Below are 15239 nucleotides of genomic sequence, written 5' to 3'. Positions count from 1 at the left end.
CGTCTCGCGCGGGTACTGGTAGCGGATCTCGTCCAGGCTGAAGCGGCAGCGCGCGGCCACCTCCAGCGTGCGCGCCAGCAGCTCGGGCGGGTACAGCGCAGCCAGCCGCATGCGATGGCGCAGGTGCCGCTCGGCGTTGCCCTGCAGCGCGAAGCCGCACTCGGCCACCGGCCGGCCCAGCCGCACGGCGGTGATCACGTCCTGCAGCGGCTTGCGCGAGCGGGCGTGCATGTGCACGTCGCCGGCGGCCACCAGCGGCACGCCCGCCGCATCACCGGCGCGCTGCAGCGTGTCGAGCCACAGCTCGTCGTCGCCTTCGAGAAGCAGCTCCGCCGCCAGCCAGGCGTGGCCCGGGGCCAGTGTCTGCGCCCAGGCGGCGCGTTCGGCGATGGCGGTGATGGCGTCGGGCGTGGCAGGCGCCGTGCCCGCTGCGTCCGGCCGTGGCGGGGCCCCGTTCTGCGGCGGGCGCATCGGGCACACCAGCAGTTCACAGCTGGCCAGCAGTGACCAGCGCCCCTCGGCCCGGGTGCAGCGGTACTCGCCCTTGGGCGCGGCCATGCGGCAGGCGGAGATGAACTCGCACAGGTCACCCCAGCTCGCCGCGTCGCGCGCCAGCGCCACCAGCCGGAAGCCGTCGAGCGCGAACTCGGCACCGGGGAGCAACCGCAGACCCAGCGTCTTCGCCTCGGCGTGCGCGCGCACCATGCCCGCCACCGAGCATTCATCGGTCAGGGCCAGCGCGGCATAGCCCAGCTCGTGCGCGCGCCGCACCAGCTCCAGCGGGTGCGAGGCGCCGCGCTGGAAGCTGAAGTTGGAGAGGCAGTGCAGCTCCGCGTAGGCGGGCAGGAGGGGGGACATGACGGCAGCCCGGCCTCACGCATACAGGCCATGCAGGAACCAGCGGGCCGCTGCCTGCTGCTCGGGCGCCAGGCGCTCGCGGAAGATCCACAGCAGGCCGGCGGCCTCGCTGCGGGCGATGAAGTAGTCGCGCAGCACGGGGCCGGCCTGGGCCGTGTCCCACCACGCGGCCTCCAGCCGCCGGGCGCGCGTGAGCAGCGCGAGCGGCCCCAGGTAGAAGGGCTTGTCGGCCTTCACCTGCAGCGGCACCGGCTCGCGCAGCAGCCAGGGCGGATACAGCGCGTCGGCGGCGTCCTGCGCGCGTGCCGCCACGCCATCGGCCAGGCCCTGCCGCGCCGGCCGCCAGGCCTGCATGCATTCGGGCCGCCAGTCCTGCCGGGGTTCGGCCACCAGCACGTTGGCCTCGCCCAGGCGCACGCTCAGCCGCTCCACCAGTTCGTGCAGGCGCTCGCCGCTGCGCTGCTCCTCGGGCAGCAGGCTGGTGGTGAGGCCGCCCCAGGGCACGGTCTCCAGCGTGCGCAGGCGCAGCGTGTGGGCCGGCGCGGCGAGGGTGGTGCGGGCGAACTGCTCGGCCGCCAGGCGCCGCAGGTGCCGCATGGCCTGCGTGGGCTGCGCGGTGCGGATGACGAGCTGCTCCGAGGGCGGCAGCGGCCGGCCATCGAGCCGCCGCAGATCGAGCTGCCACTCGAACGCGATCGCCAGCACGCCGCGGTTGCGCGCCGCGAGCCAGGCTGCCAGCAGCGTGAGCAGGCGCTGCGCGCCGGCCAGCAGATCCGGCGCGCTGGTGGCCAGCGCGGGCAGCTCCAGTGACTGGTTGAAGGCCTGCGGCAGCGCGAGCCACTCGTAGCGCTCGGGCCGCTCGCCCCAGGCGGCATCCAGCGCCTGCAGCAGCGCGGCGCCGAAGCGGCGCGCCACCCCGGCGCGCGGCAGCGCACGCAGCTCGCCCCAGGTGGTGCAGCCGACGCGGGCCAGCGTGGGCAGGGCCGCGCGCGCGGCGCTCAGGGTGGGCAGCGGCAGGTCATCCGGCAGGCGGGTCGGCACGGGCTCACCGGCCTGCCGCAGCCGCAGCAGGGCCAGCGCGACGAGCGAGGTGGGGCCTTCGGCCCAGGGGATGACCGCGGCGGCCTTCAGCAGCCGCCGCAGCAGCCGCTGGCGCCCGCCGAACAGGCGCAACGAGGCGCCCACCTCCAGCAGCAGGGCTTCTTCGACGGCGGCGACACGGGGGGTGAACTGCAAGGCGCGCCATCCCCATGCCGTGCGGTCCTCATCGGACGAGGGCGAGAGGGCGATCCAGTGCATGCGGGGCACCCTGGCGCGTGATGGAAGAAGAGGCGGCGGCGCCGGAGACCATGGCGCCCGTGGCACTCGCCGTCGCAACGGCCGGCACCCCCATGCGCCCCCGCCGCCGCGCGGCCAGCAGCGCCGCCAGCCGCGCAGGCTGCGCGCCCAGCACCAGCGGCTGCAGCAGGGGCGGGCCGCGCCGCTTGAGGATGCGCACCTCCAGCCGGTCAGCGCCCTGCACCACCAGCCGCAGCCGCGCCGGCGAGGCCTGCGTGGCGGCCTCCAGCCCGCGGAACACCACCAGCAGGCGGCCGTGCTGCTGCGCGCCCAGGTGAAGGCGGCGCAGGTCTTCGGCCCGGGCCCGCGGCAGCCAGGCGAGCACCGCGCCCACGTCGCCGCAGCGCAGGGCCTGCTCCGCCGCCCACAGGCGGGCGGCGGGCGGCTCGGCCTGCACGCACAGCAGCGGCTCGTGCGCCAGCCCCTGGCCGCGCAGGCCGGGGGTGAAGGGCAGGCAGGGCGGATGCACCAGCACCACCGGCCCCGGCTGCAGGCGCGCGGCCTGCGCCAGCCCCGGCGCGAGCAGCTGCCACACGTGCTGCGTGGCGCGGGCCTGCAGCACCTCGATCAGGCAGCCCAGCGGCCAGCCGCCGGCCGGCAGTTCGGCATCCAGTGCGGCATGGCCGGTGGGCACGGTGCGCTCCACCGGCGTGGCCAGCGCCCGCCCGCGCCAGACGTGGGGCAGTTGGTCAAGGGCAGCGAGGGCGGCGGCGGGCATGGGGGAAAGCAGGAAACTGTCTATTTATACAGTGTTTTGAGCGGATAGGGATGGTGCCTTCGTCGGATGGGGCGGATTCCTCGTAGGCTGGGGTGGAGCGACAGCGCAACCCCAGCGATCACGGGGCGCAGCCGGCGGCTCCACAAGTGGGGTGGGATGGCTCACAACCCAAAACGCTGGGGTTGCTCCCCAGCCTTCTACGAACCCCCAACCCCCCGAACCCCGAACCCCCAAACGCCCGAACGCCACGAAATCCGGACAACCCGCATCACCCGCCGCTCCTGTCAGCAGCCAGCGGTCTTTTCCGCTACAACTGCGCCTCCGACCGCGGCGCACCCCTGCCCGGCCGGCCAGCCCCACCAGGGAGACCTCCGCTTGTTCCGTCGCTTCGAAAACCTCCTGCACCCCTACCCCGAGGCCGAACCGGCCCTGCCGCCCACGGGCTTCTTCGCCTTCATCTGGGCCTGCACCGCGGGCATGAGGGGCTACCTGCTGGCCCTGGCGCTGCTGAGCGCCGCGCTCTCCGCCTACGAGGCCTGGCTGTTCTCGGTGCTGGGCCGGGTGGTGGACTGGGCCGCGCAGACACCGCCCGGCAGCTTCTTCAGCCAGCACGGCGGCACGCTCGCGCTGTTCGGCGGCGTGCTGGCCGCCAGCGTCGCCCTGGTAGCGCTGGAGTCGCTGGTGAAGCGGCAGACGCTCGCCATGAACGTGCCGCTGCGCCTGCGCTGGAACTTCCACCGCATCATGCTGGGCCAGAGCATGGCCTTCTACGCCGACGAGTACGCCGGCCGCGTGACCACCAAGGTGATGCAGACCGGCCTGGCGGTGCGCGAGGTGCTGTTCGCCACCATCGAGGTGGTGATCGGCATCGCCGCCTACTTCGTCACCATCGTCGCGCTCACCGCCGGCTTCGACCCGCGCCTGGTGCTGCCCTTCCTGGCCTGGATGGCGCTGTACGCCGCCGCCAGCGCGTACTTCGTGCCGCGCCTGGCGCGCATCGGCAAGGTGTACGCCGACGCCAAGGCCAAGGTCACCGGCCGCATCTCGGACGCCTACGCCAACATCACCACCGTCAAGCTGTTCTCGCACACGCAGCGCGAATCCGCCTTCCTGCGCCAGGCCCTGGCCGAATCCGGCGAGATCGGCTACGAGCAGAACCGGCTGATCACCGCCTTCGAGATCACCAACCACGTGCTGGTGGTCTCGCTGCTCGCGGGCGCCACCGGCCAGGCGCTGTGGCTGTGGTCGCAGGGCCAGGTAGGCCCGGGCGCGCTGGCCGCGGTGACGGCCATGAGCCTGCGCATCGGCGGCATGTCGCACTGGATCATGTGGTCCTTCGCCGGCCTGTTCGAGAACGTGGGCACGGTGCAGGACGGCATGGCCACGCTGGGCAAGCCGCGCCAGGTGGTGGACGCGCCCGATGCGCAGCCGCTGGCGGTGACGCGCGGCGAGGTGCGCTTCGAGCAGGTGCGCTTCTCCTACGGCGGCAAGGCGCCGGTGCTGCAGGACTTCAGCCTCACGGTACGTCCGGGCGAGAAGATCGGCCTCATCGGCCGCTCGGGGGCGGGCAAGTCCACGCTGGTGAACCTGCTGCTGCGCTTCCATGACGTGGAGGCCGGCCGCATCCTCATCGACGGCCAGGACATCGCCACGGTCACGCAGGACAGCCTGCGCACGGGCATCGGCATGGTCACGCAGGACACCTCGCTGCTGCACCGCTCGGTGCGCGACAACATCGTCTACGGCCGCCCCGGCGCCACCGAGGAGCAGATGCTCGCCGCCGCGCGTCGCGCGCAGGCGCACGCCTTCATCGGCGACCTGACCGACCCCAAGGGCCGCCGCGGCTACGACGCGCAGGTGGGCGAGCGCGGCGTCAAGCTCTCGGGCGGCCAGCGCCAGCGCATCGCCATCGCGCGCGTGATGCTGAAGGACGCGCCCATCCTGCTGCTGGACGAGGCCACCAGCGCACTCGATTCCGAGGTGGAGGCCGCCATCCAGGCCAGCCTGAAGACGCTGATGCAGGGCAAGACGGTGATCGCCATCGCGCACCGCCTGTCCACCATCGCCGCGCTCGACCGGCTGGTGGTGATGGATGCCGGCCGCATCGTGGAGGAAGGCACGCACGCGCAGCTGCTGGCCGCCGGCGGCCTGTACGCGCGGCTGTGGGCGCACCAGAGCGGCGGCTACCTGGGCGAGGAGGAGGAAGACCTCGCCACTGCCGATGCGTGATGCCCCTGGCGCCGCACCGCGCGCGGCGGCCGGCGCCCGGCTGCTGCGCGCCGCCAACTTCGACCGCGACGCGCCAGACCTCGCGCGCGCGCTGATCGGCGCCACGCTGCTGGTGGAGGGCGTGGGCGGCGTGATCGTGGAGACCGAGGCCTACACGCCCGACGACCCGGCTTCGCACAGCCACGGCGGCCCGACCGAGCGCAACCGCGCGATGTTCGGCCCGCCCGGCCATGCCTACGTGTACCGCTCGTATGGCATGCACTGGTGCCTCAATTTCGTCTGCCGCGAGGCCGGCCATGGCGCCGCCGTGCTGATCCGCGCGCTGGAACCGACCCATGGCCTGGACCGCATGCGCACGCGGCGCGGGGTGGCGGAGGAGCGGCTGCTGTGCGCCGGCCCCGGGCGGCTGGCGCAGGCGCTGGGCATCACGCGCGAGCACGACGGCCTGCGGCTGGACCGCGCGCCGTTCCGCCTGCTGGCCGCGCCTGAACCCGTGGCGGTCCTCACGGGGCCGCGCATCGGCATCCGCAAGGCGGTGGAGCGGCCCTGGCGCTTCGCGCTCGCCGGCTCGCGCCACCTGAGCCGGCCGCTGCGCGACGGACGGGACGACGTATAACCGGGGCTGGCCCGGTGGCGGGCCGCCCGCCGAAAGAACGATGCCCTACCCTCATCTGCTGGAGCCCCTGCGCATCGCAGGCACGACCCTTCGCAACCGCATGGTCATGGGGGCGATGCACACCCGGCTGGAGACGCTGGACCGGCCGCTCGAGCGCCTGGCCGCGTTCTACGCCGAACGCGCCCGCGGCGAGATCGGTCTGGTGCTCACGGGCGGCTACGCGCCCGTGCCCGAGGGCGTGATCGACGAGGGCGGCCTGGTGCTGGACAGCCCTTCGCAGCTGGCCGACCACCGCGTCATCACCCGCGCCGTGCGCGAGGCCGGCAGCCCCATCGTGCTGCAGATCCTGCATGCGGGGCGCTACGCCAAGGTGGCGAGCTGCGTGGCGCCTTCGGCCCGCAAGGCCCGCATCAACACGCACACGCCGCGCGCGCTCTCCACGCAGGAGGTGTGGGACACCATCGCCGCCTATGCCCGCACCGCTTCGCTGGCCGAGCAGGCGGGCTATGCCGGCGTGGAGATCATGGGCTCCGAGGGCTACCTCATCAACGAGTTCACCGCCGCCGTCACGAACGGCCGCGACGACGCGTTCGGCGGCCCGTTCGAGCATCGCATCCGTTTCCCGCTGGAGATCGTGCGCGCGGCGCGGGCCGCGGTGAGCGCGGACTTCATGATCATCTACCGGATCTCCGCCATCGACCTGGTGGAAGGCGGCCTCACCGCGCCGGAGATCGCCACGCTGGCGCAGCGGGTGGCCGAAGCCGGCGCCGACCTGCTGAACACGGGCATCGGCTGGCACGAGGCTGCCGTGCCCACCATCGCCGCGGCCGTGCCCCGCGCGGCGTGGGTCGACGCGATCCGCAACGTGAAGCAGGCCGTGCGCATCCCCGTGATGGCCTCCAACCGCATCAACACGCCGGAGGTGGCCGAGGCGCTGATCGCCGGCGGCGTGGCCGACCTGGTGTCGATGGCCCGTCCCCTGCTGGCCGACCCCGCCTTCGCGCGCAAGACGCGCGAGGACCGCGCCGAGGAGATCAACACCTGCATCGCCTGCAACCAGGCCTGCCTGGACCACATCTTCACCGAGCGCACGGCCACCTGCCTGGTCAATCCGCGCGCGGGCCGCGAGATCGAGTTCCAGCCGCGTCCGATGCCCGCGCCGCGCCGCATCGCCGTGGTCGGCGGCGGGCCGGCCGGCCTGGCCTTCGCGACCGAGGCCGCGCTGCGTGGCCACGCCGTCACGCTGTTCGAGGCCGGCGACACCGTGGGCGGGCAACTGCTGATGGCGCGTCGCGTGCCCGGCAAGAGCGAGTTCGACGAGATGCTGCGCCACTTCCGCGTGAAGCTGCAGCGCACGGGCGTGACGGTGCGTACGGGCCATCGCGTGACGGCGGGCGAGCTGGCCCGGGGCGGCTTCGACGAGGTGGTGATCGCCACGGGTGTGGTGCCCCGCCGGCCCGACATCCCGGGCGTGGACCACCCCAAGGTGCTGAGCTATGTGGACGTGCTCGCGCGCAGCGCCGTGGTGGGCCGCCGCGTGGCGATCATCGGGGCCGGTGGCATCGGCTTCGACGTGGCCGAGTTCCTGCTCGGCGACCCGGCGGAATCCACCGACCCGGCCGTGTTTCAGCGCGCCTGGGGCGTGGACACGCGCATCACCGCGCCGGGCGGCGTGGTGGCGGCCGCCGCGCCCACGCCCGCGCGTGAGGTCTTCATGTTGCAGCGCAGCCCCGGCACGCTGGGCCGCACGCTCGGCAAATCCACCGGCTGGATCCTCAAGGCCCGCCTGCGCAAGGCGAACGTGGCCATGACGGCCGGCGCCACCTACGACGCCATCGACGATGCCGGCCTGCACTACACCGTGAACGGCGAGCGTCGCGTGCTCGCCGTGGACCATGTGGTCCTCTGTGCCGGGCAGGAGTCGGAGCGCTCATTGGCCGATGAGCTGATCGCGCTCGGCGTGCGCACGCACGTGATCGGCGGCGCCGAGCGGGCGGCCGAGCTGGACGCGCTGCGGGCGATCGACCAGGCGACGCGGCTGGCGCTGGCGCTGTAGGGCGGCACCGCGCCGCGGCCCGGGCGGCGAAGGCGCTATAAACGCTGCGAATCCCAGGCTGGACTTCTCATGCAATTCGGAAAACTCACGCTCAAGCGGTGCCGGCACGGCTGGATGTTGTTCAACGGGCCGTCCGGCCCGTTCATCGGCCGTTGCTTCGAACTCTACGGGGAGTTCAGCGAGGGCGAGGTCGATCTCATGTGCAAGCTGATCGAACCCGGCGACACGGTCATCGACGTCGGCGCCAACATCGGCAGCTTCACGGTGCCGCTCGCGAACCGGGTCGGAGCCGCCGGCCGTGTCTACGCGGTGGAGTCGCACGCGGAAACCTTCCAGGTCCTCTGCGCGAACCTGGCCCTGAACGGCCTGTCGAACGTCAAGCCCGTCAACGCATTCGTGACCGCGGACCCCCACACGAGCACCGATGGTGACTGGGGCAGGCACGGCTATGTGTCCGCGGTCTGGGCACCCCCTCTCATCCCGATCGATGCGCTCGATGTCCCGGCCTGCCGGCTGATCAAGATCGACACCGATGGGCGCGAGCTGGGCGTCATCCAGAGCGCTGAACAGACGATCAACCGCTTCCGCCCGGTGATCTACTTCGAGAATGAGAAGCGGGCGCTGTCGCCCCCCTTGCTCAGCCACGTGCGCGACCTCGGCTACGACATGCATTGGCACATCACGCCGCTCACGCGGGCGGGCAACTTCTTCGGCCACGCGGACCTGCTGCACGGGGGCAAGCGCCTGGTGTCGCCCATGGTCGTCGCCACGCCGAAGGAGCGCCCGATGATGTTCCCGCTCATGCGCAAGGTGGCGGATGTCAGTGAATGGTGGGAAGACGTGCATCGGCGGCCGGCATAGGCGTCTGCTCGGTGGCAACGCCGGGGCGGTTGCGGCGCCCCCCTGCGGGCAGGCTGCGCTATGCTCCGCACCATGTCCATGATCGCCCCTCCCGTGGTGACCGTGCGCGCCGGCAACCCGCCGCCCGCCGCACGCTGAACCGTCCCCCGTTCCCCGGACCGCGCCGCACCCGCAGCGCGTGAAGGTGCGCGCCTGTGCCGGGCGTGCGCCGGTGCCGGGGCGCACCGGTCCGTCCCACAGGAACCCTGATCATGCAAGTCTCTCCCGCCGCCGCGGGCGCGCTCGTGCGAGTCGCCCCCACGGCCGCCTTCGTGCTGCTCTGGAGCAGCGGCGCGCTCTTCGCGCGCTGGGGCCTGGCGCACGCCAGCCCCTTCGCCTTTCTCGTGCTGCGCTTCGTCGTGGCGCTCGCCTTCCTCGGCCTGCTCGCACTGGCCGGCCACCGGTTGCGCCCGCAACCGGGCAGCGCCGGCCGGGTGGCCTGCAGCGGCCTGCTGCTGGCGGGCGCCTACCCGGCCTGCTACTTCCTCGCACTGGACCGCGGCCTGACACCCGGCGTGCTGGCCACCGTGCTCGGCGTGCAGCCGCTGCTCACCCTCGCGCTGACCGAGCGGCCGCTGGCCGGCCGCCGCATCGCCGGGCTGCTGGTGGCGCTGACCGGGCTCGCGCTGGTGGTGTTCGACAGCCTCGTGCAGTCCCGCTTCCATCCGCTCGGCCTGGGCTTCGCGCTCGCCGCGCTGGGCGCCATGACCTGGGGCACGCTGCAGCAGAAGCGCCTGGATCAGCCGCCGCTGGCCGTGATGCCGCTGCAACTGGCGATGGGGCTGGTCGTCTGCCTTTGCCTGCTGCCCTTCGAGGCGGTGCGGGTGGACTGGAACTGGCAGCTCGCTGTCACCGTGGCCTGGCTCGGCATTCCGATCTCGGTGGCGGGCACGCTGCTGCTTTATCAGCTGCTGGCCCGCGGCAATGTGGTGGACGTGACGAGCCTGTTCTACCTGGTGCCCGCTGGCACCGCGTTGCTGGACGCCTTAGTCTTCGGCCATGTCCTCGCGCCGCTCGCGCTGGCGGGCATGGCCGCCATCGTGGGCGGGCTGGTGATGGTGTTCCGGCGGGTGTGACGGAACGCCGACCTACCAGCGCGGCGCGTCCGTCCCTGGTGGCTGCGACGGCCGGTCCCAGCCGGCCGGCGTGCGGGCGAGCTGCGCGCTGTGGCGCAGACCATCGAGCAGGCCGAAGCCGCTGGCGTGCGACTCGATCCACGGCTCCAGCGACGGCGGCTTGACGTCGAACCCGCCAGCCACGCAGCCGAGCGAACGCAGCCAGTGGCCGGTCTGCACCAGCGAGACCTGCACATGCCAGGAGCCGCCTTCTCGCTGCTGGCGGCGCAGGGCCGCCGCTGCGCCGAAGGCCATGAGGTAGCCGGTCGCCTCGTCGAGGATCTGCATCGGCAGCGCACGCGGCTTGTCGGGCGTGCCGGCGGCCGCGGCCGCGGCCAGGTTGAAGCCGGTGGCCGTCTGCACCAGTGAATCGAAGCCGCGCCGGCCGGCCCAGGGCCCCTGCGTGCCGTAGGCCGAGAGCGAGACGCACACCATGCCGGGCCGTGCGGCCGCGAGTGCCTCCGCGCTGTAGCCGAGCCCGGCCAGCGCGCCCGGGCGATAGCCCTGCACGAAGACCTGCGCGCCTTGCACCAGGGCATCCATCGTGGCACGTCCTTCAGGCGAACGCAGGTCCACATGCACCGAGCGCTTGCCGCGGCTGGTGTCGGCGATGGCGTCGATGTTCGGCAGGTGCGGCGAATTCACGAGCATCACGTCGGCCCCGTAGGCCGCGAGCGCGCGGCCACCCACCGGACCGGCCAGGATGCGTGTGAGATCCAGCACGCGCACGCCAGCCAGGGACCGCTGCTCGGCGCCGAGCGGCGGCAAGGGCAAGGGATCGGCCTCACCGATGCGGGTGAAGGTGAAGAGGGGCTGCGCGGCGATGGCGCGCGCCGCCTCCGTGGCATCCCATTGCGCGAAGCTGCGCAGGGCCGAGGCCACCAGGCCGGCCTCGGCGCTGGCCTGCTCGTAGGCCAGCGCGTCCCAGCCGAGCAACGCGCGCTCTGCATCGGCGCGCTCGGCGGTGGCCGGATTCAGCCCCAGCAGCCGCAGCGCGCCCTCACGGTGGTGCGCGAAGTTGGCGTGGATGCGCACCCAGCCATCGCGGGTGCGGTACAGGCCGGAGAACGGGTCCCAGAGGTCGGGCACGCGGCCGTCGATGCGGAACCAGCCCAGGCACTCGGCGGTGGCATGGGCGATGTCCACGTGCACGGCCTGGCGCGGCTGGCCGCGCTGGTGGCCCAGTTCGCAGGCCGCGAGCGCGGCTGCAGCGATGGTGGATTGCGCCGCGGCGCCGACGGCGAAGGACGAAGGCCAGACGGGATCGGCTCCGGTGAGGTGGGCCTCGGACAGGGCCGCCGGCGGCAGGTCAGCCAGCCGCCACAAGGCGGCCAGTGCATCGCTGGGGTTCCCGCTGGTCACCCCAGCCTTCTACGAAAGCAGCGGCACGCCGGTCTTGGACTGCACGAACTCGAGGCTGACCTCGGGCGCGAGTTCCACCACCTTCAGGCCGGCAGGCGTGACGTCGAACACGCCCAGGTCGGTGATGATCCGGTCCACCACGCCCTGGCCGGTGAGCGGCAGGGTGCACTGGGGCAGGATCTTCAGGTCCTCGGTGCCGTCCTTCTTCTTCGCCACGTGCTCCATCAGCACGATGACTCGCTTGACGCCGGCCACCAGGTCCATCGCGCCGCCCATGCCCTTGACCATCTTGCCGGGGATCATCCAGTTGGCCAGGTCGCCCTTGTCGGTGACCTGCATGGCGCCGAGGATGGACAGGTTGATCTTGCCGCCGCGGATCATCGCGAAGCTGTCATGGCTGCCGAAGATCGAGCTGCCCTTGATGGTGGTGACGGTCTGCTTGCCGGCGTTGATGAGGTCGGCGTCCACCTCGTCCTCATACGGAAAGGGGCCGATGCCCAGCATGCCGTTCTCGCTCTGCAGCCACACCTCGATGTGATCGGGCACATGGTTGGCCACCAGCGTCGGGATGCCGATGCCGAGGTTCACGTAGAAGCCGTCCTGCAGTTCCTGGGCCGCGCGCGCGGCCATCTGGTCTTGGGTCCAGGGCATGGTGCTCTCCTCAAACTTTGCGGGGACGGGTGGTCAGCTTCTCGATGCGCTTCTCGGGCGTGGGGTTGTGCACGATGCGGTGCACGTAGATGCCCGGCAGGTGCACGTCGTCCGGGGCGATCTCGCCCGTGGCCACGATGCGCTCCACCTCCACGATGCAGATCTTGCCGGCCATGGCGGCGGCCGGGTTGAAGTTGCGCGCGGTGAGGTTGAAGCGCAGGTTGCCGGAGCGGTCGGCCACGTCGGCCTTGACCAGCGCCACGTCGGGCACCAGGGAGCGCTCCATCACGTAGGTCTCGCCGTCGAACTCGCGCAGCTCCTTGCCGTCGGCCACGATGGTGCCGACACCGGTCTTGGTGAAGAACGCGGGAATGCCCGCGCCGCCGGCGCGCAGCTTCTCGGCCAGCGTGCCCTGGGGGGTGAACTCCAGCTCCAGCTCGCCGGCCAGGTACTGGCGCTCGAACTCCTTGTTCTCGCCCACGTAGGAGGAGATCATCTTCTTGATCTGCCGCGTCTCCAGCAGCTTGCCCAGGCCGAAGCCGTCGACGCCCGCGTTGTTCGAGATGACGGTCAGGTCCTTGACGCCGCTCGCCTTGAGCGCCTCGATCAGCGCCTCCGGGATGCCGCACAGGCCGAAGCCGCCGACGGCCAGCAACTGGCCGCTGCGCACGACGCCCTCGAGGGCCGCCGCAGCGCTGGGATAGATCTTGTTCACGCGTATCTCCTGCTGGGTAGGGGGCTGCCCGCGGGGCCTGCGCCAGCCCGGCGGCGGACCCGGGCTCGCCATGGGCCGGATCGACGGTTACGATACTACCTAAATTGCTACGTAGTAACTCGTAAAGACCAGCCCTGATGGACGTCGATTACCGCCTCGCGTTCGAGCTGGCCCCGGTCGGGCTGTGTGTCTCGCGCAACCGCAGCATCGTGGACTGCAACGTGCAGTTGTGCGAGATGTTCGGCTGGTCGCGCGAACTGCTCGTAGGCCAGTCGTTCCTGGTGCTCTACCCCAGCGTGGACGAGTACGAGCGCCTGGGTGCCCGCATGACCCCCATCCTGAACGCCAAGGGCCACTACGGCGACGACCGCATCATGAAGCGCGCCAATGGCGATTTGTTCTGGTGCCACGTGACCGGCCGCGCGCTCAACCGCGCGGCGCCGCATGAATCCGGCATCTGGGCCTTCGAGGACCTGAGCGCGCAGCGGCCGGTGAAGGCGGAGCTGACGGCCCGCGAGCGTGAAGTGGCGGCGCGCCTGCTGGACGGCATGACCAGCAAGGAGATCGGCAAGACGCTCGCCATCAGCCACCGCACGGTGGAGATCTACCGCGCGCGCCTGATGCGCAAGTACAAGGCCAGCACCACGGCGGACCTGGTGCACAAGCTGATGGCCGGCGCCTGAGGGCGCCTACTTCGTCGAAGCCAGTGCCAGGGGCAGCGCCCAGTCGCGCAGCACGCGGCCGGTGCGCCCGCTGCCACGAGGGTGGTCCGCATCGCCCACCTCGCTGGTGGCGGCCAGCACGATGCGCCGGCTGGGCACCACGTAGATGTACTGGCCGCCATAGCCCACGGCATAGGTGGCCTGGTCCGCCCCGTCGGGCGTGGGCGCGGTCCACCACAGCCAGCCATAGCCGATGAAGCCGCCGCGCAGCGGCTGCGTGGTGTCGATGCGCCGCTGCGTGGCCTGGGCGAGGTAGGTCGCATCGACGATCGGCCGGCCTTGCCAGCGGCCCTGGTCCACCACCAGCTGGCCCAGCGCCAGCAGGTCGCGCAGACGCAGATGCAGGCCCGCGGCGCAGTTGGGGATGTCGATCGAGTTGGTGGTCCATGTCGCGTCGGCGGCGCCGATGGGCGCCAGCAGCGTCTCTCGCGCCCAGGCGAGGAAGCCCTGCCCCTCGCCCCGCTCGGGCGGCGCGGTGCGGCCGATGGCGCGCACCACGACCAGACCCGCGATCTGCGAGTCGGCATTGCTGTAATGCCAGCGCGTGCCCGGTGCATGCGCGAACGGGCGTCGCAACGAGAGTGCCAGGCCATCGGGGCGATGAAACCAGTCGAGGAAGCGGCCGTAGTCGGCGCTCTCCACCGGTGCCACCGGCGCGTAGCCGGTGGCCAGCGACAGGCAGTGCGCCCAGGTGAGCGAGCGCACGCCGGCCTCCTGTGTGGGATCGGCCGCCTCGGCCAGCAGCCCGGCAAGGGGTTGATCAGGCAGGCCGAGCCTGCCCTGCGCGATGGCGGCGCCAGCCAGCAGCGACACCACCGACTTGGTGACGGAGCGCACATCGTGCCAGGCATCCGGGCGCAGGCCCGCGCGGTGATGCTCGAACAGCACTTCGCCGTCGCGCTGCACCGCCAGCGCGCGGATGCGCTGCTCGGGGCCGGCCAGTTCCCGCGCAAGCCCCGCGCGCAGGGCGTCGACACCCCCCGGCTGCGCGCGCACCGTCCACGGCGCGGCGCACCAGGCCGCCGCCGCCGCGGCGCGCAGGCAGGCGCGACGCGTCAGCGGCGGGGCGGCGCTGGCCATGGGTCAGCCCGCGTCGATCACCTCGGAGGCGCTGCGGAACGCGTCCACCGCCGCCGGGAAGCCGCAGTACACGCTGGCATGCAGGAAGATCTCCTGCAGTTCCGCCGGCGTCACGCCGTTGTTGAGCGCGCCGCGCACGTGGATCTTCAGCTCGTGCATGCGGCCCAGGGCCACCAGCATGGACACGGTGACGATGCTGCGCGTCTTCAGGTCGATGCCGTCGCGCTGCCAGGTGTTGCCCCAGGCATGGCGCGTCACCAGCTCCTGCAGCGGCGCGGTGAAGGGGGTGGAGCGGTCCAGGGCGCCCTGCACGTAGGCATCGCCCAGCACGGCGCGGCGGGTGGCCAGGCCGGCCTGGGTCTCGGGGTGGTCGGAAAGGGGAGCGGGCATGGGCGGATCCTCGGGCGTTGAAGCGATGGCCGCCAGCATACGCGGCCCTGCTACCCTTGGCGCATCGCCGATGCATGACGAGGAGTACCCCATGAGCCAACGCTATCCCCTGGCCGAACTGAAGGACCTGCCCGAAGACCTGCGCCAGCGCATCCTGGAGGTGCAGGAAAAGAGCGGCTTCGTGCCCAACGTGTTCCTGGCGCTCGCCCGCCGGCCGGCCGAGTGGCGCGCCTTCTTCGCCTACCACGACGCGCTGATGACGCCGGAGACGACCGGCCGCGCCAGCGGCCTGACCAAGGGCGAGCGCGAGATGATCGTCACCGCCACCAGCGCGGCCAATCAGTGCCTGTACTGCGTGGTGGCGCACGGCGCGATCCTGCGCATCTACGAGAAGAAGCCGCTGGTGGCCGACCAGGTGGCGGTGAACTACCGCAAGGCCGACATCCCGCCGCGCCAGCGCGCCATGCTCGACTTCGCGATGAAGGTCTG

The 15239-nt window shown here is 72.2% G+C and carries 15 protein-coding genes; 7 read left to right on the top strand and 8 right to left on the bottom strand.

What is annotated here, in order from left to right:
* The 3 genes from ACE3T5_RS18315 to imuA form a co-directional block, all read right to left on the bottom strand.
* On the bottom strand, positions 1–858 hold an 858-nt coding region (locus tag ACE3T5_RS18315; RefSeq protein ID WP_374669544.1), incomplete at its 3' end, for a PHP domain-containing protein.
* A 15-nt stretch (positions 859–873) separates the two neighbouring features.
* Positions 874–2157 (bottom strand): DNA polymerase Y family protein, encoded by a 1284-nt coding sequence (locus ACE3T5_RS18310; RefSeq protein WP_374669543.1) that lies wholly within the window; start codon positions 2155–2157, stop codon positions 874–876.
* A complete protein-coding gene (gene imuA / locus ACE3T5_RS18305; protein ID WP_374669542.1) occupies positions 2123–2914 on the bottom strand; it encodes a translesion DNA synthesis-associated protein ImuA in 792 nt (263 codons plus the stop codon). Before imuA ends, ACE3T5_RS18310 begins: the two co-directional genes overlap by 35 nt.
* Positions 2915–3289: 375 nt before the next feature.
* On the opposite strand from imuA, the gene ACE3T5_RS18300 reads away from it, so the two are divergent.
* The 5 genes from ACE3T5_RS18300 (at position 3290) to ACE3T5_RS18280 (ending at position 9791) form a co-directional block, all read left to right on the top strand.
* On the top strand, positions 3290–5143 hold the full coding sequence (locus ACE3T5_RS18300) for an ABC transporter ATP-binding protein (protein ID WP_374669541.1): 1854 nt from the start codon (positions 3290–3292) through the stop codon (positions 5141–5143).
* Positions 5136–5759: a DNA-3-methyladenine glycosylase gene (locus ACE3T5_RS18295; protein ID WP_374669540.1), complete on the top strand. Its 624-nt coding sequence runs from the start codon at positions 5136–5138 to the stop codon at positions 5757–5759. The genes ACE3T5_RS18300 and ACE3T5_RS18295 overlap by 8 nt, the downstream gene beginning before the upstream one ends.
* Positions 5760–5799: 40 nt before the next feature.
* Positions 5800–7815: an FAD-dependent oxidoreductase gene (locus ACE3T5_RS18290; protein ID WP_374669539.1), complete on the top strand. Its 2016-nt coding sequence runs from the start codon at positions 5800–5802 to the stop codon at positions 7813–7815.
* 69 nt (positions 7816–7884) lie between these two features.
* Positions 7885–8676 (top strand): FkbM family methyltransferase, encoded by a 792-nt coding sequence (locus ACE3T5_RS18285; RefSeq protein WP_374669538.1) that lies wholly within the window; start codon positions 7885–7887, stop codon positions 8674–8676.
* Positions 8677–8927: 251 nt separating this feature from the next.
* On the top strand, positions 8928–9791 hold the full coding sequence (locus tag ACE3T5_RS18280) for a DMT family transporter (protein WP_374669537.1): 864 nt from the start codon (positions 8928–8930) through the stop codon (positions 9789–9791).
* Positions 9792–9803: 12 nt separating this feature from the next.
* Here ACE3T5_RS18280 and ACE3T5_RS18275 read toward each other — a convergent pair whose 3' ends face one another.
* Genes ACE3T5_RS18275 through ACE3T5_RS18265 form a run of 3 tightly spaced genes read right to left on the bottom strand, consistent with a single transcriptional unit; the run spans position 9804 to position 12558 of the window.
* Positions 9804–11192, bottom strand: a complete 1389-nt coding sequence (locus tag ACE3T5_RS18275; RefSeq protein WP_374669536.1) for a CoA transferase — start codon at positions 11190–11192, stop codon at positions 9804–9806.
* 9 nt (positions 11193–11201) lie between these two features.
* Positions 11202–11843 (bottom strand): CoA transferase subunit B, encoded by a 642-nt coding sequence (locus ACE3T5_RS18270; protein WP_374669535.1) that lies wholly within the window; start codon positions 11841–11843, stop codon positions 11202–11204.
* Positions 11844–11853: 10 nt separating this feature from the next.
* A complete protein-coding gene (locus ACE3T5_RS18265) occupies positions 11854–12558 on the bottom strand; it encodes a CoA transferase subunit A (protein ID WP_374669534.1) in 705 nt (234 codons plus the stop codon).
* Positions 12559–12695: 137 nt separating this feature from the next.
* Between ACE3T5_RS18265 and ACE3T5_RS18260 the strand changes: the two genes are divergently transcribed.
* Positions 12696–13241 (top strand): LuxR C-terminal-related transcriptional regulator, encoded by a 546-nt coding sequence (locus ACE3T5_RS18260; RefSeq protein WP_374669533.1) that lies wholly within the window; start codon positions 12696–12698, stop codon positions 13239–13241.
* A gap of 6 nt (positions 13242–13247) precedes the next feature.
* Here the strand turns inward: ACE3T5_RS18260 and ACE3T5_RS18255 are convergent, their stop codons facing one another.
* Both ACE3T5_RS18255 and ACE3T5_RS18250 read right to left on the bottom strand, forming a co-directional pair.
* Positions 13248–14360: a serine hydrolase domain-containing protein gene (locus ACE3T5_RS18255; protein ID WP_374669532.1), complete on the bottom strand. Its 1113-nt coding sequence runs from the start codon at positions 14358–14360 to the stop codon at positions 13248–13250.
* A 3-nt stretch (positions 14361–14363) separates the two neighbouring features.
* Positions 14364–14750 carry a carboxymuconolactone decarboxylase family protein gene (locus ACE3T5_RS18250; RefSeq protein ID WP_374669531.1) on the bottom strand — a complete coding sequence of 129 codons (387 nt, stop codon included), beginning with the start codon at positions 14748–14750 and terminating at the stop codon, positions 14364–14366.
* Positions 14751–14841: 91 nt separating this feature from the next.
* Between ACE3T5_RS18250 and ACE3T5_RS18245 the strand changes: the two genes are divergently transcribed.
* A partial coding sequence (locus tag ACE3T5_RS18245) for a peroxidase-related enzyme (protein ID WP_374669530.1) occupies positions 14842–15239 on the top strand: 398 nt, incomplete at its 3' end.

Origin of the sequence: Ramlibacter sp. (assembly GCF_041916345.1) — a bacterium.
Taxonomy (GTDB): Bacteria; Pseudomonadota; Gammaproteobacteria; order Burkholderiales; family Burkholderiaceae_C; genus Ramlibacter.
The sequence above is the reverse complement of the archived record's forward strand: the minus strand, read 5'-3'. Positions and strand labels throughout refer to the sequence as shown.